This is a genomic window from Aquaspirillum soli (assembly GCF_054781915.1).
This window is the reverse complement of sequence record NZ_BAAGTM010000010.1, coordinates 60,069-81,139: the sequence shown is the minus strand read 5'-3', so window position 1 is coordinate 81,139 and position 21,071 is coordinate 60,069. Positions and strand designations below refer to the sequence as shown.

Here is a 21,071-nt window from a genome sequence, read left to right as displayed (position 1 = left end):
GATGCCTTACGTTGCCGATACGATTGCTCACCTCAATCGCACCAGCCCAGCCCAACATGAGTTCTATCAAGCCTGCGAAGAAGTGTTGTTATCTTTGCGTCCCCTATTAGACAACGACCCCAAATATCGCAAGTACGGGATTATCGACCGTATTGTCGAGCCCGAGCGGCAAATTATGTTCCGTGTGGCATGGGTGGATGATCGCGGCCAAGTACAGGTCAACAAAGGCTATCGTGTGCAATTTAACTCTGCCTTGGGCCCTTACAAAGGCGGTATCCGTTTTCATCCAAGTGTCAACGCCGGCATTATCAAGTTTCTAGGTTTTGAACAGATCTTTAAAAATGCGCTGACTGGCTTAGCGATTGGCGGCGGCAAAGGTGGCTCGAACTTCGATCCTAAAGGGAAATCCGAGCAAGAAATCATGCGCTTCTGCCAAGCATTTATGAATGAACTCTATCGCCATGTTGGTGCAACCGTCGATGTGCCAGCGGGAGACATCGGCGTTGGTGCGCGTGAAATTGGCTATATGTACGGCCAATATAAAAAACTGACTGGCAGCTATGAAGGCGTGTTGACCGGTAAAGGATTGAAATGGGGTGGCTCTCTTGGTCGAAAAGAAGCCACTGGGTATGGCACCGTCTATTTCGCTGACAATATGTTGCGTGACATTGGTGAGAGCTTAGAAGGCAAACAATGTGCGGTGTCAGGTGCTGGTAATGTGGCGATTTATACCGTAGAAAAACTCTATCATTTTGGTGCCAAACCGATCACCGTGAGTGATTCCTCCGGTTTTGTTCACGATCCAGCAGGGATTGATCTTGCGCTGTTGAAGCAAGTCAAAGAAGTTGAACGTACTTCTTTAGCTGAATACGCTAAACGTCGCGGCGGTGTGCGTTTTGTGCCGGTCAGCGATTATCCAGCGGGTCGTAATTTGGTTTGGTCGGTGCCATGTGATGCCGCTTTCCCTTCCGCAACACAAAATGAACTCAATGGCGAAGATGCCAAAGAATTACTGAAAAACGGCTGCACCTTAGTGGCAGAAGGTGCCAATATGCCTTCTACACAAGAAGCGGTGGAAGCTTTCTTGGCTGCTAATATTTTGTATGGCCCAGGTAAAGCGGCCAACGCAGGTGGTGTGGCAACCAGCCAATTAGAAATGGCACAAAATGCCAGTATGCAGCAATGGACTTTTGAAGAGGTCGATAGCAAATTGCAGCGCATTATGGCGGGGATTTATCAATCAGCGAGTGAAACGGCACGCGAATTTGGTGCTGAGCGTAATTTGGTGTTAGGTGCCAACATCGCTGGTTTCCGTAAAGTGGCTGATGCGATGATTGAGCAGGGCGTGGTTTAATTTTCAACCGCGTTAGCAAGCAAAAAGGGAAGCCACTGAGCTTCCCTTTTTTCATCTAGGCGAGATGGCTACCCAGATTACAGCATGCCTTTTTCTTTCAACAGTGCCACCATGGTGCTGCCCAATTCAGCTGGGCTGCGGGTGTAGCGGATACCTGCTTTTTCGAAAGCAGCAAATTTCTCTTCAGCAGTGCCTTTACCGCCCGAGATAATCGCACCAGCATGACCCATGCGTTTGCCTTTTGGTGCGGTGACACCAGCAATGTAACCAACGATTGGCTTGGTCACATGGGCTTTTGCATATTCAGCGGCTTCTTCTTCAGCGGTACCACCGATTTCACCAATCATGATGATGGCTTCAGTCTGTGGATCGTTTTGGAACAGTTCCAAGGCATCAATGTGGCTGGTACCAGGGATGGGGTCGCCACCGATACCGATACATGTCGATTGGCCTAAACCAGCGGCGGTGGTTTGTGCCACTGCTTCGTAGGTCAAGGTGCCGGAGCGCGACACGATACCGATTTTACCTGGTTGGTGAATATGGCCAGGCATAATGCCGATTTTACATTCACCTGGGGTGATGATACCTGGACAGTTTGGCCCGATCAGACGCACGCCACCGGTTTGCTCGATATAACGTTTGGCCTTCAGCATGTCCAATGTTGGCACGCCTTCGGTGATGGTCACGATCAATTTGATGCCAGCATCCACGGCTTCCACAATCGAATCCAACACGAAAGGGGCTGGCACATAGATCACCGAAGCGTCAGCTTGGGTTTCGCGGACAGCTTCTTTCATGGTGTTGAACACCGGCAGATTGAGGTGAGTGCTGCCACCTTTGCCTGGGGTCACGCCACCGACCACTTGGGTGCCGTAGGCAATCGCTTGTTCAGAATGGAAAGTGCCGTTTTTGCCGGTAAAACCTTGCACCAGCACTTTAGTATTTTTGTTAACGAGTACGCTCATGGTTCACTCCGTAAGTGCGGTGGATCAGACTGCAGCCAATTGGGCAACAATTTTCTCGGCAGCGTCATTCAGACCTTGGGCCGAGATCAATTGCAGACCGGATTCGTCCAGCAGTTTTGCGCCCAGTTCGGCATTGTTACCTTCCAAACGCACTACGACAGGGACTGTCACGTTGACTTCTTTCACCGCAGCGATAATCGCCTCTGCGATCATGTCACAACGCACGATACCACCGAAGATGTTAATCAACACGCCTTTGACCGAAGGATCAGCCAAAATCAGTTTGAACGCTTCGATCACGCGCTCTTTGGTTGCGCCACCGCCGACGTCCAAGAAGTTAGCTGGCTGGCCACCTTTCAGTTTGATGATGTCCATAGTCGCCATCGCCAAACCAGCACCGTTCACCATACAACCAATGTTACCTTCCAAAGCAACATAGTTCAGGTCGAATTCGGAGGCTTTCAGTTCGCGTTCGTTTTCTTGCGATTTGTCACGCAAGGCAGCAACAGCAGGCAAACGATACAGCGCGTTAGAGTCGATGCCGATTTTGGCATCAACGCAAGCCAAGGAGCCATCACCACGGATAGCCAGTGGGTTGATTTCAAACAAGGCGAAATCGTTTTCGACGAAGGCTTGGTAAGCACCGGTCATCAATTTCACGAATTCGTTGATTTGTTTGCCTTCTAAACCCAAAGCAAAAGCCACATCACGCGCTTGGAAAGGCAACAAGCCCACCAGCGGATCAACGGTCACTTTCAGAATTTTTTCTGGCGTGTTGTGCGCCACTTCTTCAATTTCCACACCGCCTTCGGTCGAAGCCATGAAGGTGACACGGCGGGAAGAACGGTCAACCACTGCACCGAGGTACAACTCACGTTGTACAGGGTACATGTCTTCGCACACCAGCACGCTGTTGACAGGCTGGCCGTTGGCATCGGTTTGGTAAGTGATCAGATTTTTACCGATCAAGCCGTTTGCCACGTCTGCGGCTTCTTCACGGCTTTTCACCACTTTCACGCCACCTGCCTTACCACGGCCACCGGCATGGACTTGGGCTTTGATGACAGCAAATTTGCCGCCCATTTGGTCAAACGCAGCCGCAGCTTCTTCACCGTTGGTGGCGAGGATGCCTTGTTGCACCGGCAGGCCATATTTAGCCAGCAGCTCTTTCGCTTGGTATTCGTGCAGATTCATCGTTTATTCTCTTCTCTTGTGTAAAGGTGAGGAGTTTTGGGTGTTGCGATGCAAAGTATAAGCCCTTGCACCGCAACTGGCATTAGCCATGCAGTGCGCGTTTGTCCGCTGCCAAGCATGCTTCATGCAACACTTCGCTGAGCGAAGGATGGGCATGTACGATACGAGCAATGTCTTCGCTCGAAGCGGAGAATTCCATTGCCACCACCGCCTCAGCCACCAATTCGGACGCCATCGGCCCGATGATGTGAACGCCAAGGATACGGTCTGTTTTGGCGCAGGCCAAGACTTTTACAGTGCCTTGTGCCATCCCTAAGCCCAAGGCGCGGCCATTGGCAGCAAAGCCCGAGGTGCCTTTTTTGTATTCCACACCAGCCGCTTTGAGTTGTTCTTCGGTTTTACCAACCCAAGCGATTTCTGGATGGGTGTAAATCACCCACGGAATCATGTTGAAATCAACGTGTGGTTTTTGCCCTGCGATGCGCTCAGCAACTGCAACACCTTCTTCACTGGCCTTGTGTGCCAACATCGGGCCACGCACCACATCACCGATTGCCCAGATATTGGGCAAATTGGTGTGGCAGTGATCGTCAACCACGATAAAACCACGCTCATCAACTTGCAGACCCACTGTGTCCGCACCCAAGCCGGCGGTGTTAGGCACACGACCGATGGCAACAATCAATTTGTCCACTTCCAGCGTTTTTGCTTCGCCTGCCAACTCATAGTTGACAGTGACGTTGCTGTCGCCAGCAGTGATGGATTGGATTTTGACGCCATTGAAAATCGCCAGACCTGTCTCTTTGGTCAGGGTTTTGTGGGCTTCTTTGGCAATCTGTTGGTCAACGGCAGGCAAGAAGGTCTCTGCGGCTTCCAACACGGTGACGTCTGCGCCTAAGCGTTTCCAAACCGAACCCATTTCCAGACCAATCACGCCAGCACCAATCACGCCCAAGCGTGCAGGCACTTCGGTCATCGCCAAGGCACCCGCATTGTCGAGCACGCGCTGGTTGTCGATGGTCACACCCGGCAGCGGACGTGGATTAGACCCTGTTGCCACGATGACATGCGTGGCTTCTAATGTATCAACCACAGCGCCGTTATCGCTGACTTCGATTTGCCATTTTTCATTTTGGCGACCGAGTAAACGAGCGAGGCCATGCACATTGGCAACTTTGTTTTTCTTGAACAAGAAGCTGATACCACCGGCGTTTTTACCGATGATGTCGTTCTTGCGCTTGAGCATTTGTGCCACGTCCATCTTCACCCCTTCGACGCTGATGCCATGTGCGGCAAAGTCGTGGGTGGTGGCGTGGAAGTTTTCAGAAGATTGCAGCAAGGCTTTGGAAGGGATGCAACCCACGTTTAAGCAGGTACCACCGAGGCTAGGCTTGCCTTCTGGGTTTTTAAACGCATCAACGCAAGCCGTGTTAAAACCGAGTTGAGCCGCACGGATGGCGGCAACGTAGCCGCCTGGTCCGCCGCCGATAACGACGACATCGAATTGTTGAGCCATGATGTTTCCTTGTGTCGGTGTGGCGAGGACGGATGGTGTCATCCGTCCAACTTCAGACTAAGCCGAGCGGCTTACAGATCGAGCAACAGGCGTGCCGGGTCTTCGATGGCTTCTTTGATGGCCACTAAAGACAACACCGCTTCGCGACCGTCGATGATGCGGTGGTCGTAAGATTGTGCCAAGTACATCATTGGACGCACTACAACTTGGCCATTTTCAACCATCGCACGTTCTTTGGTGGCGTGCATACCAAGGATGGCAGATTGTGGTGGGTTGATGATTGGGGTTGACATCATCGAACCAAAAGTCCCGCCATTCGAGATGGTGTAAGTGCCGCCGGTCAGTTCTTCAACCGTCAATTTCCCTTCTTGGGCACGCTTACCGAAGTCGGCAATCTGACGCTCGATATCGGCCAACGACAACAAATCAGCATTGCGGATCACTGGCACCACTAAACCACGTGGGCTGCCCACGGCCACACCCACATCAAAATAACCGTGGTAAATGATATCGGTGCCGTCAACCGAGGCGTTCAACACTGGGTATTTTTTCAATGCAGCTACAGCCGCTTTGACAAAGAAGCCCATAAAGCCCAGCTTGATGCCGTGTTCTTTTTCGAACTTGTCTTTGTATTTGTTACGCAGATCCATCACCGGCTTCATGTTCACTTCATTGAAGGTGGTGAGGATGGCGTTGGTTTGTTGCGATTGCACCAGACGTTCGGCAACACGTTGACGCAGGCGGCTCATTGGCACGCGTTGTTCTGGGCGGTCGCCCAACAGGGTGGCCACGTTGACAGCTGGGGCAGCAATGGCGGGTGCGGCAGCTTTAGGTGCAGCAGCAGGTTTGTTCGCTGCGGCAACGACATCTTCTTTCAAGACACGACCATCGCGGCCAGAGCCTTGCAAACCAGCCAATTCAACGCCGGTTTCTGCGGCCAGTTTTTTGGCAGCTGGCATGGCCATCACTTGGTTGTGACCCGCTTGAGCCGAGGTATCAGCAGCAGCGGCAGTGGTGGTTGCGGCAGGTTGAGCAGCGGTTGCGGCCACAGGTGCAGCGGTGGCACCGGCTTGGGCTGCGGTGTCGATACGCGCAATCAACTGGCCGCTGGTCACAGTTGCACCATCATTTTGTACGATTTCAACCAAGACACCGGCTTGTGGTGCTGGCAATTCCAACACGACTTTGTCGGTTTCAAGGTCGATCAGGTTTTCATCACGATTGACGTATTCACCCGCTTTTTTGTGCCAGCTCATCAAGGTGGCTTCGGAAACGGATTCTGGCAACTGTGGGACAGTAACTTCGATCAGGCTCATTCGGTCTTCTCCAGACGGCGGGTATCACCGACCCGCCGATATGCTTCACAGGGTGAAATTATTTGTTTAAGGTCATGGCGTCGTTGAGCAGCTGTTTCAGCTGGGCAACGTGTTTCGACATATAACCGACTGCTGGCGAGGCCGAGGATGGACGACCGGCAAAACCCAGCGTTTGCTTAGGTTTGATTTGCGCTTCAAGACGATGGCGGATTTGGTACCACGCGCCTTGGTTCTTCGGCTCTTCTTGTACCCAAACGATTTCTTTGGCGTTCGGGTATTTCGCCAGCTCTTCACCCAACTGTTCGGTGGGGAAGGGATAGAGTTGTTCAACACGCAAGATGGCGATGTCGTTTTGCAATTCACGTTCTTTACGTGCATTGAGCAAATCGTAGTACACCTGACCCGCGCACAGCAGCACCCGTTTGATTTTCTTGCCGTCTGCCACGTCGTTATCGGCAATCACTGGCAAGAAGCTGCCGTGAGCGATATCGTCGAGCGAAGACATCGAATCTTTGTAGCGCAACAGACGCTTGGACAGCATCACCACCAATGGCTTGCGATATGGGCGCAATACTTGGCGACGCAGCAGGTGGAACATTTGGGCGGCTGTCGATGGCATCAGCACTTGAATGTTGTGCTCAGCACACAGCTGCAAATAACGCTCAACCCGTGCCGAGCTATGCTCTGGGCCTTGACCATCATAGCCGTGTGGCAGAATCATGGTCAGACCGCACAGACGGCCCCACTTGGTTTCACCGGACACAATAAATTGGTCGATAGCCACTTGGGCACCGTTGGCGAAGTCACCGAACTGTGCTTCCCAGATGACTAATTCGTTAGGCGAAGAACATGCGTAGCCATATTCGTAAGCTAACACCGCTTCTTCGTTCAAGATCGAGTCAATGACCAAGAACTCGGCTTGGGTATCGGAGAGATGGCGCAATGGCACATAGCTGCCTTGATCCCAGCGTTCACGGTTTTGATCGTGCAATACGGCATGGCGGTGAGCAAACGTACCACGGCCAGAATCTTCACCCGAAATACGCACCGGATGACCCGATTCAACCAACGAGGCGTAGGCTAAGGTTTCTGCCATCCCCCAGTCGATTGCTTGGGTGCCCGCTGCCATTTCGCGGCGAGCAGCCAAAATTTTTGCCACAGCGTTGTGCAGTTTGAAATCTGCTGGGACAGTGGTGAATTTTTCGGTCAGGCGTTGGATATCTGTCACTGGCAAGGCAGTGTTAACTGGGTGTGCCCAGTGGGTACCCAAGTAAGGTGTCCAATCTACGGCATGTTCGCGGCGATAGTTGGTCAACACGGTTTGTTCAACGTGTTCACCTTTGTCCAAAGCAGCGCGGTAGGCGGCAATCAGACCATCCGCTTCTTCTTGCGAAATCGCGCCTTCAGCGACTAAGCGCTCGACATACTTGGCACGCACACCGGGGTGTTTCGCGATTTTCTTGTACATCATCGGCTGCGTCAGCATTGGGTCATCACCTTCGTTGTGGCCCAATTTACGGAAGCAAACCATGTCGATGACGACATCTTTTCCGAATTCATTACGGAAATCTAACGCTGCCTGCATCACAAAGCAGACGGCTTCGGGATCATCACCATTGACGTGAAAAATCGGTGCTTCAACCATTTTTGCGACATCGGTGCAATACAGCGTCGAACGCATATCGCGGGTGTCGGAAGTGGTAAAGCCCACTTGGTTGTTGACCACGAGGTGAATGGTACCGCCGGTGCCGTAACCACGGGTGCCGGACAGGTTGAATGTCCCTTGGTTCACACCCAAACCACCAAACGCTGCATCACCGTGAATCAACACGGGAATCACTTGTTTGCGTTCGAGGTCTTTACGACGTTCTTGACGGGCACGCACCGAACCTTCGACCACAGGGTTGACGATTTCTAAGTGCGAAGGGTTGAACGCGAGCGAGACATGGACTGGACCGCCGGGGGTTGGCAAGTCGGTGGAGAAGCCCATGTGGTATTTCACGTCGCCAGATGGCAATTCAACCGAAGGACGGCCTTCGAATTCGGCGAACAAATCGCGTGGTAATTTACCCAAAGTGTTAACCAACACATTGAGACGACCACGGTGGGCCATACCGATGATAATTTCTTGTACGCCTTTGCTGCCGCCATCTTGAATCAGACGGTCTAACGCAGCAATCATCGACTCGCCACCTTCGAGCGAGAACCGTTTTTGCCCCACATACTTGGTATGCAAATAGCGTTCTAGCGTTTCAGCGGCGGTGACTTGTTTTAATACACGTTTTTTGGTGTCGACATCATAGCGAGGGGTCGAGCGCAAACCTTCAAAGCGTTCTTGTACCCAGCGTTTTTGCTTCGAGTCGATGATGTGCATGTATTCAACGCCGATGCTGCCACAGTACGTCTGGCGCAGATGGGCGAGAATATCTGCCAAGGAACCTTTTTCTAAGCCGACTAACGAACCAGTGTTGAACTGTGCCGCCATATCAGCGTCAGATAAGCCGTGGTATGCAGGATCGAGTTCTGGTACGGGCGCCGTGTCCATCCGTTTGAGCGGATCGAGATTTGCCCAACGAGAACCCATGACGCGGTAGGCCGAGATCAGTTTCAGCACTGCCACTTGTTTTTGCATGGCGTCCCATTCGGCCACTTCGCTCTTGCGCGCAAAACCACGAGGTTGTTTGGCGAGTTGAACGAAGGATTCTTGAATAGGATGATGAGGGACGTCACGGTCGGCTGCACCGGGAGTTTGCTGCAGCTTATCGAAATAATCACGCCATTCAGCTGTTACGCTGTTGGCATCCGCGAGGTACTGTTCGTACAGTTCCTCGATAAAGGGAGCATTCCCACCAAACAGGTGTGAATGGCTGTACAAGGTTTGCATCATGGTGTTATCGACCCTAATTACGGTAGTGCAGCGTTCGACCGCTTGGCAGCTGCCAGCGGCCTGTTGTTTTTGGTGTCGCTGCGATGGTTGGAGGCTGTGATGCAGCCTCCTTCATCACGCTATCGCTTATTTGCGATCGGCGAGAGCGACGTAGTCACGGCGTGGTGCGCCGGTGTAGAGCTGACGCGGACGGCCAATCTTCATGGTTGGGTCTGCAATCATTTCAGTCCAGTGGCTGATCCAGCCAACAGTACGAGCTAAGGCAAAAATGGGTGTGAACATCGATACTGGGATACCAATTGCTGACAACACGATACCAGAGTAGAAGTCAACGTTTGGATACAGTTTACGTTCGATGAAGTATTCGTCTTCCAACGCGATTTTTTCCAGCGCCATGGCCAGTTTGAACTTAGGATCGTTGTGCAAGCCCAGTTCGTTCAATACTTCATCACAAGTGCGTTTCATAATGGCAGCGCGTGGGTCCATGTTTTTGTAAACACGGTGACCAAAGCCCATCAGTTTATGCGTTTTGGCTTTCACGCCTTCCATAAAGGCTGGCACGTTTTCGACCGAGCCGATTTCATCCAACATCTTCAACACGGCTTCGTTAGCGCCACCGTGCGATGGGCCCCACAAGCAAGCGATACCAGCAGCGATACACGCAAATGGGTTAGCGCCAGAAGAACCTGCCAGACGAACGGTAGAAGTCGAAGCATTTTGTTCGTGGTCAGCATGCAGGATAAAGATGCGGTCGAGTGCACGCGCCAACACTTTGTTGACTTTGTATTCTTCGCATGGTGTCGAGAACATCATGTGCAAGAAGTTCTCGGCATAGGTCAAATCGTTACGTGGGTAGCTGAAAGGCAGACCTTTGTTGTAACGGTAGGCTTGGGCCGCAATCGTTGGCACTTTAGCGATCAAGCGATGTGCCGACACTTCGCGGTGGTGAGGATCGTTGATATCCAGTGAATCGTGATAGAACGCAGACAACGCGCCCACCACACCCACCATCACCGCCATTGGGTGTGCGTCGCGGCGGAAACCTTTGTACAGATTTTGCAGCTGATCGTGAATCATGTTGTGACGCATGATTTTGCGGTCGAATTCTGCTTTTTGTTCTGCGTTTGGCAATTCGCCGTTTAACAGCAAATAGCAGCTTTCCAAGAAATCGGATTCTTCTGCTAATTGCTCAATTGGGTAACCACGGTAGTAGAGCTGCCCCACATCACCATCAATAAAGGTAATCTTGGATTCGCACGAAGCGGTTGCCAAGAAACCAGGGTCGAAGGTGAACATGCCTGTCTTGGCAAAAGACCGGATGTCAACGACGTTTGGGCCCAGTGTGCCTTCCATGATTGGAAAATCTAAGTTCTGGCCGTCGTTATAGGTCAGCGTGACTTTGCGGTTGTTTTCCACAGCATTACTCCCAGTAGTTACATTTGACAGTGCCCCGTCCATGCGGGGCACCTTCCTAAACACGACGCAACATCGCCACAATTTCAGCGAGGTGCGGCGCGTCGACATCGCACTTCTCGTTTACCAGATCAAGCAGATCATTGTCGGGCCAATCTAATAACTCAACATAAGCTGCAAATTGGTCTGGTGTGAGTGCGTCATAGTGTTGGGCGAGAAATCGCGTAATCACAAGATCAAGCTCTAACAAACCCCGACGCGAACGCCAACGTTGTCGCTTTTTCTCAACTTCCGAGATTTCTGCCCGTGCCGAATCGCTCATACTGCGCGCCGTACCATGAGATCTTTGATCTTGCCGATGGCCTTAGTAGGGTTGAGCCCCTTAGGACACACATCGACACAGTTCATGATGGTGTGGCAGCGGAATAAACGATACGGATCGTCTAAGTTGTCCAGACGTTCGTTAGTTGCCAAGTCGCGAGTATCAGCAATAAAGCGATAGGCAGCCAACAAACCAGCTGGGCCGACGAATTTGTCTGGGTTCCACCAGAAAGACGGGCACGATGTCGAACAGCACGCACACAGAATGCACTCGTACAAACCATCCAACTCTTTACGGTCTTCTGGCGATTGCAAACGCTCGCGCTCGGGCGGCGGTGTGTCGTTTTGCACGTACGGTTTGATCGAGTGATACTGTTTAAAGAACTGGGTCATGTCCACGATTAAATCGCGGATGATCGGCAAGCCGGGCAGTGGCCGCAGTTCGATAGGCTGTTTCAAATCTTTCAAATCGGTTAAGCAAGCTAAGCCGTTCTTACCGTTGATGTTCATCGCATCCGAGCCACAGACACCTTCGCGGCAGGAACGACGGAACGATAAAGTATCGTCTTTCACTTTTAACTTCACCAAAGCATCGAGCAGCTTACGATCAGTTTCGTCAGCTTCGATAGCGATGTCTTGCATATAGGGCGCTGCATCCTTGTCAGGATTGTAGCGATAGATGCGGAATTGCAAGGTTGTTGTCGTCATGATCTTGTGCCCTTAGTAAGAACGGGTCTTGAGCGCGATGGTCTCAACCGTCAGTGGCTTCAAGTTGACTGGTTTGTACTCCAGACGGTTATCGTCACGATACCAGAGTGTGTGCTTCAACCAGTTCTTATCGTCGCGGCCATTCGGTGTTTCTGCTGTGTCAGGCGCATCGTCACGCACGTGAGCACCACGCGATTCGGTCCGGTTGTTGGCCGAAATCATGGTGGCTTTGGCGACTTCGATCAGGTTTTCCAGCTCTAACGCTTCGACACGAGCGGTGTTCCACACTTTCGATTTGTCGTGGATGAAGGTCTTTTTCACCATCTCTTCCACTTCCAAAATCTTGGTCACACCTTGTTGCAGCATGTCTTTGAAGCGGAACACACCACAATGTGCCTGCATCGTGCGTTGCATTGCGCTGCGAGCAGCATCCACTTCGACACCGCTAGTTTGGTTGTCGAAACGAGCTACACGAGCCAAAGCGCGGTCAACATCAGCAGTGGCCAATTCTGGCAACGATTTAGGTTGTGATTTGATGTAGTCAATCATGGTGTTACCAGACGACTTACCAAATACCAACAAGTCGAGCAGCGAGTTGGTGCCTAGGCGGTTGGCGCCATGCACTGAAGCACACGCACACTCACCAGCGGCATAGAACCCTTCCACCACCTTGTCTTCCACCACGACTTCACCTTTGTAGTTAGTCGGGATACCGCCCATTTGATAGTGGCAGGTTGGTACAACAGGAATCGGTGCTTTGATGGGATCCACACCCGCAAACTTGATCGAAATTTCGCGAATGCCAGGCAACTTAGACATAATCACATTCGGGTCTAAGTGGGTGATGTCCAGCAACACATGGTCTTTTGCTGGGCCACAGCCACGGCCTTCATTGATTTCTGTCACCATCGCACGCGACACCACGTCACGCGAGGCGAGGTCTTTTGCGTTCGGTGCATAACGTTCCATGAAACGTTCACCTTGCGCGTTACGCAAGATACCACCTTCACCACGCACACCTTCGGTAATCAGCACACCTGCGCCGGCAACACCTGTTGGGTGGAATTGCCAGAATTCCATGTCTTCTAATGGAATCCCTGCACGAGCCGCCATCCCCAAACCATCACCCGTGTTAATAAAGGCGTTGGTTGAAGAAGAGTAGATACGGCCAGCGCCGCCAGTGGCGAATAAAGTCGCTTTGGCTTGGAAAACGTAGATTTCCGAGGTTTCCATTTCCATGGCTACCACGCCTTGCACGCGACCTTCGCTGTCACGCACCAGATCTAATGCCATCCATTCGACAAAGAAATGGGTGTTTGCGCGCACGTTGCGTTGGTATAAGGCATGTAACATCGCATGGCCAGTCCGGTCGGCAGCAGCACAGGCGCGACGCACTGGCTTTTCACCGAAGTTGGACATGTGGCCACCGAATGGACGCTGGTAAATCGTGCCGTCTTCGTTACGGTCGAATGGCATCCCAAAGTGTTCCAGCTCCACCACGACGTTAGGTGCTTCACGGCACATAAACTCAATCGCGTCTTGGTCGCCCAGCCAGTCCGACCCCTTAACGGTGTCGTACATGTGCCAGTGCCAGTGGTCAGCCTCGGAGTTACCCAAGGAAGCCGACACCCCACCTTGTGCTGCCACGGTGTGGGAACGAGTTGGGAACACTTTGGATAAAACGGCAGTCTTCAAACCTGCTTCGGACAATTGCAGGGCGGCGCGCATACCGGCTCCACCCGCCCCAACGATCACGGCGTCAAAATGACGGACAGGTACACTCATTACAGCCCCCAAACAACTTTGATCGAATAAATCAGACAGCCCACCAACCAAACGATGGTGAACAGATGTAAGGCTAAACGTAAACCCACAGGTTTGATGTAATCCATCCACACATCACGAATACCCACCCACACATGCAACAATAGGGCGATGATGGTGGTTTGGGTCAACACTTGCACCCAAGTGGTTTTGAAGAAAGCCTGCCAGCCTTCGTACGTCCCTGGCATAGTCAACAAAAACAACACCAAGCCGAAGGTATAAATGGCCATCACCACGGCGGTAGCACGTTGCATGATCCAATCGCGCAGACCGTAGCGTGCACCTACAACAATACGATTTACCACAGCATACCTCCGATAATGACGGTCAAGGCAAGGCTGACGATGATGACAGTGCGAGCGGTGGAGCGAGCGGTTTGCAGCTCAAGACCTTTGTGGAAGTCCAAAGCCAAAAAGCGCAGGCCGGCACAGAAGTGATGCATGTAAGCCCACAACAGACCCAACAGGATCAGCTTCACCAGAGGGTGAGCGATGACTGTACGGTAGGTTTCGAAGGCTTCAGCAGAACTTAAGGAACCGCCGAGAAGATAAATAATGAAAGGGAGGGTGAAAAAGAGTCCGACACCCGAGATCCGGTGCAAAATCGACACGATGCCAGGCAACGGCAAGCGGATTTTTCCCAGATCAAGGTGTTTGGGGCGTTTCTTCTGCATGGCTTGCATGGAGGTTTCCTTGTGAAACTACACACCTGAACGGTTGACAATACTCCGGGTTACCCCGGAACCGCATCCGGCCGCGGCGGCGCTCGTCGCGACCTGCTTTCCGAACCCCAGCAGATGACTGCTTAGTGATCGAAGGGCCGGATTCTAGCAAAAAACCCGTTTGTCCTCGGGTTTGTTTACCTGTTTTGTCGGCGCGGGGTGTCCGCACAGCCATGACAAAACAAGAAACGCATCACACACTGGGCCGGTAAGCCCAGCGTGTACAGCGACACAGACGATACCGCCACTCTACGGCTTCGCCTGACCAGCTTTCAGCGATTCTGATGATGGCTAGCATTGGAGCTGTGCCATCTTCGGGACGTAAAAGTTGTAAATCTTCTCGTCCCGGTATGACTGCCCGCAACAGTGAAGTCCGAAAGCGAACTCGCATTGCGTGCTGTCGTTCTAACAGTTGATAAAGACTACCTTCATGCTGCCGCAATTGTCGGGCATCAATCCCCGGATAGGGTTCGACTGGACAATAAGCGTCATCCATTGCTATCGGGACCCCTTCGAGTCGCCACAGCTTACGGATCCGATACACCGGTGCGCCGCGCCGCAGACCCAGACCTTCGGCAATCTCATCTGCTGCATTGACCTTGGAACAACCAATCAGTTCACCGATTGGCCGTTCTGCTTGTTCGGTAAATCCCAGTGGACTGACTAAATCAGCCCCGCCCCACTCGCTGAGGCTCGGCGCAACAAATGTGCCGCGTCCTTGTTGTCGGTACAACCAGCCATCCCGTACCAGATCAGTCAGTGCTTTTCTGACCGTGCCTTGGCTCACCCCAAGCGCGTCAGCTAAATCCCATTCGCTTGGCAAAGCCTCGTGCGGTTGCCATTCACCCTGTGCAATTCGACTCGCCAAATGGTGGTGAATTTGCGCGTAGAGCGGCTGGTAATCTGGTTTCGGAAGTTGCGTCTGTTGTGACATGGCGCTTTTTAGCATTAAATACCCTTCACCGTCCAGATAGGTCTTATATAAGACACAAGATAATTCGCATTTGTTGCGGAAATTTCCACAGTTTGCCCGCACACAAAACCCAGTATCAGTGCTAAACTGCGGCTCGATACCGGACACAGCCCACCGGCGCATCTTAGCGCAGATCAACGCCGACTCTCCCTCTCAACGCGGTTGGGTTCACCAGTGGAGAGCGCTGTCCGTGATGGCTTAAATTTCAGGAAACTGATGTTGCAACTCATCTCATTTGAGATGATGAGCACAGTAACAATCTCTGCTCAAAAAAACGGGCAAGAGAAGATGTCAAACCCTAAGACGCACTGCAATGGAGAAATGCCTCATGAAAGCACCCGTTCGTGTTGCCGTAACCGGCGCTGCCGGCCAAATCGGTTACAGCTTGTTGTTCCGTATCGCTTCTGGCGAAATGTTGGGTAAAGATCAGCCTGTTATTCTGCAATTGCTCGACTTGCCTCAAGCTCAAAACGCTGTCAAAGGCGTGATGATGGAGCTGGAAGATTGCGCCTTCCCGTTGCTGGCCGGTATGGTTGCAACCGACGATCCGAATGTGGCATTCAAAGATGCTGACGTTTGCTTGTTAGTGGGTGCACGTCCTCGCTCGAAAGGCATGGAACGTGCCGACTTGCTGGAAGCTAACGGCGCAATCTTTACCGTTCAAGGTAAAGCGATTGCTGAAAACGCTAAAGAAGACGTCAAAGTGTTGGTGGTGGGTAACCCATGCAATACCAATGCTTACATTGCTCGTGCTGCCGCGATTAAAGTGGGCCGCACCAACCCAGCAAACTACCACGGCATGTTGCGTTTAGACCACAACCGTGCTCTGTCACAGTTGGCTGCCAAAACTGGCCGTGAAGTGTCCAGCCTGAAACAATTGGTGGTGTGGGGTAACCACAGCCCAACGATGTACGCTGACTATCGCTTCTGCACGTCCAACGGCGACAACGTAAAAGCACTGGTCAACGATGCCGTGTGGAATAACGATGTGTTCCTGCCAACTGTTGGTAAGCGTGGTGCTGCAATTATCGAAGCCCGTGGCTTGTCTTCTGCTGCTTCCGCTGCTAACGCAGCCATCGACCACATCCGTGACTGGGTGTTGGGTTCGGACGAATGGGTCACCATGGGTGTGCCTGCACCTGCTGATAACAGCTATGGTATCCCAGAAGGTATCGTGTTTGGCTTCCCATGCAAGTGTGCAAACGGTGCTTATGAAATCATCGAAGGCTTGGAAATCGACGAATACAGCCGTGAGAAAATCAATATCACGCTGAAAGAGTTGACTGACGAAGCTGAAGCTGTGAAGCACATGCTGTAATCATTCGCCTGAATGCGAAAACCCCGACTCGTCAGTCGGGGTTTTTTATTTGCTGCAACAGCGAAGCGCGCTGTTGATGGCCGGCTGTGATTAGGCAGCCATGGCCTTGATTGCAGCAGACAAGCGGCTCTTGTGACGAGCAGCTTTGTTCTTGTGGAAGATGCCTTTGTCAGCGATGCTGTCGATTACGCTTGTCGAAGCTTGGAAAGCGGTTTGTGCTGCGGCTTTGTCACCGGCGGCGATTGCTTTTAACACTTTTTTGACTGCGGTACGGAACTGCGAGCGTTGACCAGCGTTAAGTTGGCGAGCGGCTTCGGCTTGACGGGCACGCTTGCGTGCTTGTGCGCTGTTTGCCATGTTGGGATTCTCCTAGGAAGAAAGCAGATATCTGTTAAACAGTCAATTCTAGCTGGCACAGGGTCTTTTTGCAAGAACAGGGGCTTAGGTCTTACCATCTTGGTTTTCTTTTTTGGCCGGTATGCGATGAATCTGCTTAAAGCCTTGTTTACCGTCAGCAGTATGACGTTAGTGTCTCGGGTCTTGGGTTTTGTCCGGGATGCGTTGATTGCCCGCAGCTTTGGCGCAGGGTTGTACACCGATGCTTTTTTTGTTGCGTTTAAGTTGCCGAATTTATTACGGCGGGTGTTTGCCGAGGGAGCGTTTTCTCAGGCCTTTGTACCGGTGTTGGCTGAATACCGTGAACACAAAAATGCACAAGACACTCGACAGTTTCTATCACATATCAGTGGGTTACTGACTTTAGCTCTACTGGCAGTGACCTTATTAGGTATCGTGATCGCGCCGTGGATTATTTGGGTTTCTGCTCCCGGTTTCAGCGATCGTCCCGAAAAATTCGCCCTGACTGTCGATTTGCTGCGACTGACATTTCCCTACATTTTGTTTATTTCTTTGGCCTCTTTGGCAGGCAGTGTATTGAATACATGGCGGCAATTCTCGATTCCTGCTTTTACCCCGACCTTGCTGAACCTGAGTTTTATTGGCTGTGTGTTGTTTCTCGCACCGTACTTGGAACAACCGGTTTTTGCCTTGGCATGGGCCGTGTTAATTGGCGGCATCGCCCAACTCGCCTTTCAACTCCCTGCATTAGCAAAAATTGGTATGTTGCCGTGGCCGCGCCTTGATTGGCGTGATGCAGCAGTGCGGCGAGTGGTGAAACAAATGGGCCCAGCGATTTTTGGTGTATCCATTAGTCAGATTTCTTTGGTGATTAATACAATTTTTGCTTCATTTTTGGTGTCTGGCAGCGTGTCTTGGATGTATTACGCTGACCGTTTAATGGAGCTACCCACGGGTGTGTTGGGGGTGGCCTTGGGGACAATTTTATTGCCTTCCTTATCAAAGCATGCGGCAAATGCTTCTGCAGAATCTTTCTCTGCGTTGTTGGATTGGGGGCTGCGTTTGTCGTTGTTGTTGGCGTTACCCTCGGCGGTGGGGTTGGCTGTATTAGCCAAACCGTTGATTGCCACATTATTTATGTATGGCGAGTTTTCATGGCATGACACCGATATGACGGCATGGGCGTTGATGGCGTATGCCGTTGGTTTGGTTGGACTGATTTCGGTCAAAGTGCTAGCCCCCGGCTTTTATGCCCAAAAAGACATTAAAACGCCCGTCCGCATTGGCATCATCACCTTAGCCGCCACACAGTTGCTCAATCTCTTGTTGATTCTGCCCATGCAACATGCTGGTTTGGCATTAGCCATCAGCCTTGGGGCATGTCTCAATGCGCTATTGCTGCTGCGGCAACTGTTAAAGCGGAATATGTATCGACCCCAACAAGGTTGGTTAGGATTTACAGTAAAAATCGGCAGTGCGTTGGCGGTGATGGCAGGGGTATTGTTGGGCTTGCAGGCACTGTTGCCTTTTGATTGGCAAGCAGCAGCATGGCAGCGGGCTTTGGCATTAACCTTGTTGATTGTGGCTGGCGGGTCCAGTTATTTTATCGCCTTATTTGCTCTCGGTTTCCGCCCTCGCCAGTTTATGCGACGCGAGCAATGAATCTGAGCCAAAAAACCATTATTTTCCCATAGAAAACACCGCAATTTTTATCCCACAGCGCGGCGCTGGCGCGTACAATCGCCGCGCTACGGCCGCCACCGCTGTACTGCGTGTCGTATCAATGCAAGATAGACGTCATCTTGGCGCGACATACTGCTTGCCTTGTCCCTTGTTTTTTACCGTGCAACTTTGTTGGTTGCCCTTGAGTCAGGTTAAAACGCCATGCGCTTTCAGTTTCCCATCATCATCATTGACGAAGATTTTCGCTCGGAGAACACCTCTGGCCTCGGTATTCGCGCCCTTACCAAAGCGATTGAAGACGAAGGCATGGAAGTCTTAGGTGTCACCAGTTATGGTGATGTGTCTTCGTTTGCTCAACAGCAATCGCGAGCTTCGGCTTTTATTTTGTCGATTGATGATGAAGAGTTTTTGTCGCCCGAGGCCTCGCAAATTGCTATCAGCAGCTTGCGTACATTCGTCGAAGAAATTCGTTTTAAAAATGCCGATATTCCAATTTTTCTGCATGGTGAAACCCGTACCAGCAGCCACATCCCTAATGATGTGTTGCGTGAGTTACATGGTTTTATTCACATGTTTGAAGACACGCCAGAATTTATTGCCCGTTATGTCGTGCGTGAAGCCAAAGCCTATTTAGACACATTAGCCCCGCCGTTCTTCCGTGCCCTGACGCATTATGCGCAAGATGGCTCTTACTCTTGGCACTGTCCCGGCCATTCCGGTGGGGTAGCATTTTTGAAATCCCCTGTCGGGCAGATGTTTCACCAGTTTTTTGGTGAAAATATGCTGCGTGCGGATGTATGTAATGCAGTGGATGAATTGGGCCAATTATTGGATCACACCGGCCCAGTGGCAGCCTCCGAACGTAATGCAGCGCGAATTTTTAACGCCGATCATTTGTTCTTTGTCACCAACGGTACTTCGACTTCCAACAAAATTGTTTGGCACTCAACGGTTGCACCGGGTGATATCGTGGTGGTGGATCGCAACTGCCACAAATCGATTTTGCACGCGATTATGATGACCGGCGCTATCCCTGTGTTTTTAACGCCGACGCGTAACCACTACGGGATTATCGGCCCGATTCCGAAATCGGAATTTAGTCCAGAGACCATTCGCCGCAAAATCGAAGCCAACCCGTTTATCCTCGACAAACAGGCCAAACCACGCATCCTGACCATTACCCAAAGCACCTATGATGGTGTGCTCTACAATGTGGAAATGATTAAAGAGATGCTCGATGGTGAGATTGATACGCTGCATTTTGATGAAGCGTGGCTGCCACATGCTGCTTTCCATGATTTTTATGGCGATTACCATGCGATTGGCGAAGAGCGTCCCCGTTGCCGTGAATCAATGGTGTTCTCCACCCAATCTACCCACAAGCTGTTAGCTGGTCTGTCTCAAGCCTCACAAATTTTGGTACAAGATGCACAAAATACCGCGCTTGACCGCGATTTGTTCAATGAAGCGTATTTGATGCACACCTCAACCTCGCCACAATACGCAATTATTGCCTCGTGCGATGTGGCGGCTGCGATGATGGAAGCCCCCGGTGGCCCAGCTTTGGTGGAAGAATCTATTGCGGAAGCCCTGAATTTCCGCCGTGCCATGCGTAAGGTTGATGCCGAGTTGGGTGAGTCGTGGTGGTTTAAAGTATGGGGCCCAGCTGATTTGTCAGAAGAAGGGTTGGAAGAACGTGATGCTTGGATGTTGAATGCAGGTGAGCGTTGGCATGGCTTTGGCGAGCTGGCCGAAGGCTTTAATATGCTCGACCCAATCAAAGCCACGATCATCACCCCCGGTTTGGATGTCGATGGTGAATTTTCCGACCGTGGCATTCCCGCCGCGATTGTGACCAAGTATCTGTCCGAACATGGGATTATTGTTGAGAAAACAGGTCTGTATAGCTTCTTTATCATGTTCACCATCGGCATTACCAAAGGTCGCTGGAATACCATGGTCACTGAGTTGCAGCAGTTCAAAGACGACTATGATCGCAACTTACCATTATGGCGGGTGATGCCCGAGTTTGTGGCTAAACATCCTCGTTATGAGCGCGTTGGTTTGCGTGATCTGTGCCAACAAATTCATGCGGTTTACCGTGAAAAAGATGTGGCGCGGCTGACAACAGAAATGTATCTGTCGGACATGGTGCCCGCGATGCGCCCAACGGACGCTTTTGCCAAAATGGCGCACCGCGAGATTGATCGGGTGCCGCTGGATGAGTTAGAAGGCCGTGTGACAGCAATTCTGTTAACCCCTTATCCTCCGGGAATTCCGTTATTGATTCCAGGGGAACGCTTTAACCGTACGATTGTCGATTACCTGAAATTTGCTCGTGAGTTTAACGAGCGTTTCCCTGGGTTTGAGACTGATATTCACGGGTTAGTGAAAACCGAGGTTGACGGCGTATTTGGCTATTACGTCGATTGCGTCCGCGATTAAATCCATTGATGAGATAAAGTGAAACAGCGCGGTGATCTACCGCGCTGTTTTTGTTTGATGATTGGTATGATGAGGT

Annotated in this window: 17 protein-coding genes; 4 read left to right on the top strand and 13 right to left on the bottom strand. The window is 51.6% G+C overall.

Features of this window, described 5'->3' with window-relative positions:
• The first annotated feature begins 1 nt into the window (after position 1).
• Entirely contained in the window at positions 2–1,354 is a 1,353-nt protein-coding gene (gene gdhA / locus ACYVJG_RS09785; RefSeq protein ID WP_460430889.1) for an NADP-specific glutamate dehydrogenase, read from the top strand.
• A 77-nt stretch (positions 1,355–1,431) separates the two neighbouring features.
• Here gdhA and sucD read toward each other — a convergent pair whose 3' ends face one another.
• The 12 genes from sucD to ACYVJG_RS09725 all read right to left on the bottom strand — a co-directional run bounded on the left by sucD (position 1,432) and on the right by ACYVJG_RS09725 (position 15,168).
• Complete coding sequence (sucD, locus tag ACYVJG_RS09780) at positions 1,432–2,319, bottom strand: succinate--CoA ligase subunit alpha (protein ID WP_022653905.1); 888 nt, start codon at positions 2,317–2,319, stop codon at positions 1,432–1,434.
• A gap of 24 nt (positions 2,320–2,343) precedes the next feature.
• On the bottom strand, positions 2,344–3,513 hold the full coding sequence (gene sucC / locus ACYVJG_RS09775) for an ADP-forming succinate--CoA ligase subunit beta (RefSeq protein ID WP_460430888.1): 1,170 nt from the start codon (positions 3,511–3,513) through the stop codon (positions 2,344–2,346).
• 82 nt (positions 3,514–3,595) lie between these two features.
• Entirely contained in the window at positions 3,596–5,029 is a 1,434-nt protein-coding gene (lpdA, locus tag ACYVJG_RS09770; RefSeq protein WP_022653903.1) for a dihydrolipoyl dehydrogenase, read from the bottom strand.
• Between the two features lie 71 nt (positions 5,030–5,100).
• The gene (gene odhB, locus ACYVJG_RS09765; protein WP_022653902.1) at positions 5,101–6,345 is read right to left on the bottom strand and encodes a 2-oxoglutarate dehydrogenase complex dihydrolipoyllysine-residue succinyltransferase; all 1,245 of its coding nucleotides are present in this window, start codon (positions 6,343–6,345) and stop codon (positions 5,101–5,103) included.
• A 58-nt stretch (positions 6,346–6,403) separates the two neighbouring features.
• Positions 6,404–9,232, bottom strand: coding sequence for a 2-oxoglutarate dehydrogenase E1 component (locus tag ACYVJG_RS09760; RefSeq protein WP_460430887.1), 2,829 nt, complete (start codon positions 9,230–9,232; stop codon positions 6,404–6,406).
• A 126-nt stretch (positions 9,233–9,358) separates the two neighbouring features.
• Positions 9,359–10,648 carry a citrate synthase gene (gene gltA, locus ACYVJG_RS09755; protein WP_460430886.1) on the bottom strand — a complete coding sequence of 430 codons (1,290 nt, stop codon included), beginning with the start codon at positions 10,646–10,648 and terminating at the stop codon, positions 9,359–9,361.
• Positions 10,649–10,703: 55 nt separating this feature from the next.
• Positions 10,704–10,967, bottom strand: a complete 264-nt coding sequence (locus ACYVJG_RS09750) for an FAD assembly factor SdhE (protein ID WP_022653899.1) — start codon at positions 10,965–10,967, stop codon at positions 10,704–10,706.
• A complete protein-coding gene (locus ACYVJG_RS09745; protein WP_022653898.1) occupies positions 10,964–11,674 on the bottom strand; it encodes a succinate dehydrogenase iron-sulfur subunit in 711 nt (236 codons plus the stop codon). The genes ACYVJG_RS09750 and ACYVJG_RS09745 overlap by 4 nt, the downstream gene beginning before the upstream one ends.
• Before the next feature lie 12 nt (positions 11,675–11,686).
• Positions 11,687–13,459, bottom strand: a complete 1,773-nt coding sequence (gene sdhA, locus ACYVJG_RS09740; protein WP_022653897.1) for a succinate dehydrogenase flavoprotein subunit — start codon at positions 13,457–13,459, stop codon at positions 11,687–11,689.
• On the bottom strand, positions 13,459–13,803 hold the full coding sequence (gene sdhD, locus ACYVJG_RS09735) for a succinate dehydrogenase, hydrophobic membrane anchor protein (protein WP_022653896.1): 345 nt from the start codon (positions 13,801–13,803) through the stop codon (positions 13,459–13,461). Before sdhD ends, sdhA begins: the two co-directional genes overlap by 1 nt.
• Positions 13,797–14,171 (bottom strand): succinate dehydrogenase, cytochrome b556 subunit, encoded by a 375-nt coding sequence (gene sdhC, locus ACYVJG_RS09730; protein WP_027405286.1) that lies wholly within the window; start codon positions 14,169–14,171, stop codon positions 13,797–13,799. Before sdhC ends, sdhD begins: the two co-directional genes overlap by 7 nt.
• 241 nt (positions 14,172–14,412) lie before the next feature.
• Positions 14,413–15,168, bottom strand: coding sequence for a GntR family transcriptional regulator (locus ACYVJG_RS09725; protein WP_460430885.1), 756 nt, complete (start codon positions 15,166–15,168; stop codon positions 14,413–14,415).
• Positions 15,169–15,520: 352 nt separating this feature from the next.
• Here ACYVJG_RS09725 and ACYVJG_RS09720 point away from each other — a divergent pair, with 352 nt between their 5' ends.
• On the top strand, positions 15,521–16,510 hold the full coding sequence (locus ACYVJG_RS09720; RefSeq protein ID WP_027405284.1) for a malate dehydrogenase: 990 nt from the start codon (positions 15,521–15,523) through the stop codon (positions 16,508–16,510).
• A gap of 90 nt (positions 16,511–16,600) precedes the next feature.
• Here ACYVJG_RS09720 and rpsT read toward each other — a convergent pair whose 3' ends face one another.
• Positions 16,601–16,867 (bottom strand): 30S ribosomal protein S20, encoded by a 267-nt coding sequence (gene rpsT / locus ACYVJG_RS09715; protein ID WP_460430884.1) that lies wholly within the window; start codon positions 16,865–16,867, stop codon positions 16,601–16,603.
• A gap of 126 nt (positions 16,868–16,993) precedes the next feature.
• On the opposite strand from rpsT, the gene murJ reads away from it, so the two are divergent.
• Together murJ and ACYVJG_RS09705 are read left to right on the top strand one after the other, a co-directional pair.
• Positions 16,994–18,529 carry a murein biosynthesis integral membrane protein MurJ gene (murJ, locus tag ACYVJG_RS09710; protein ID WP_460430883.1) on the top strand — a complete coding sequence of 512 codons (1,536 nt, stop codon included), beginning with the start codon at positions 16,994–16,996 and terminating at the stop codon, positions 18,527–18,529.
• A gap of 222 nt (positions 18,530–18,751) precedes the next feature.
• Positions 18,752–20,995, top strand: coding sequence for an Orn/Lys/Arg family decarboxylase (locus ACYVJG_RS09705; RefSeq protein ID WP_460430882.1), 2,244 nt, complete (start codon positions 18,752–18,754; stop codon positions 20,993–20,995).
• Positions 20,996–21,071: the final 76 nt, after the last annotated feature.

Excerpts from the sequence above, each read along its gene's own strand:
- rpsT (WP_460430884.1), bottom strand. The coding sequence starts at position 16,867 with ATGGCAAACAGCGCACAAGCACGCAAGCGTGCCCGTCAAGCCGAAGCC.
- lpdA (WP_022653903.1), bottom strand. The coding sequence starts at position 5,029 with ATGGCTCAACAATTCGATGTCGTCGTTATCGGCGGCGGACCAGGCGGC.
- odhB (WP_022653902.1), bottom strand. The coding sequence starts at position 6,345 with ATGAGCCTGATCGAAGTTACTGTCCCACAGTTGCCAGAATCCGTTTCC.
- ACYVJG_RS09720 (WP_027405284.1), top strand. The coding sequence starts at position 15,521 with ATGAAAGCACCCGTTCGTGTTGCCGTAACCGGCGCTGCCGGCCAAATC.
- sdhA (WP_022653897.1), bottom strand. The coding sequence starts at position 13,459 with ATGAGTGTACCTGTCCGTCATTTTGACGCCGTGATCGTTGGGGCGGGT.
- ACYVJG_RS09705 (WP_460430882.1), top strand. The coding sequence starts at position 18,752 with ATGCGCTTTCAGTTTCCCATCATCATCATTGACGAAGATTTTCGCTCG.
- sucC (WP_460430888.1), bottom strand. The coding sequence starts at position 3,513 with ATGAATCTGCACGAATACCAAGCGAAAGAGCTGCTGGCTAAATATGGC.
- sucD (WP_022653905.1), bottom strand. The coding sequence starts at position 2,319 with ATGAGCGTACTCGTTAACAAAAATACTAAAGTGCTGGTGCAAGGTTTT.
- sdhC (WP_027405286.1), bottom strand. The coding sequence starts at position 14,171 with ATGCAGAAGAAACGCCCCAAACACCTTGATCTGGGAAAAATCCGCTTG.
- murJ (WP_460430883.1), top strand. The coding sequence starts at position 16,994 with ATGAATCTGCTTAAAGCCTTGTTTACCGTCAGCAGTATGACGTTAGTG.
- ACYVJG_RS09750 (WP_022653899.1), bottom strand. The coding sequence starts at position 10,967 with ATGAGCGATTCGGCACGGGCAGAAATCTCGGAAGTTGAGAAAAAGCGA.
- ACYVJG_RS09745 (WP_022653898.1), bottom strand. The coding sequence starts at position 11,674 with ATGACGACAACAACCTTGCAATTCCGCATCTATCGCTACAATCCTGAC.
- gdhA (WP_460430889.1), top strand. The coding sequence starts at position 2 with ATGCCTTACGTTGCCGATACGATTGCTCACCTCAATCGCACCAGCCCA.
- ACYVJG_RS09760 (WP_460430887.1), bottom strand. The coding sequence starts at position 9,232 with ATGATGCAAACCTTGTACAGCCATTCACACCTGTTTGGTGGGAATGCT.
- ACYVJG_RS09725 (WP_460430885.1), bottom strand. The coding sequence starts at position 15,168 with ATGCTAAAAAGCGCCATGTCACAACAGACGCAACTTCCGAAACCAGAT.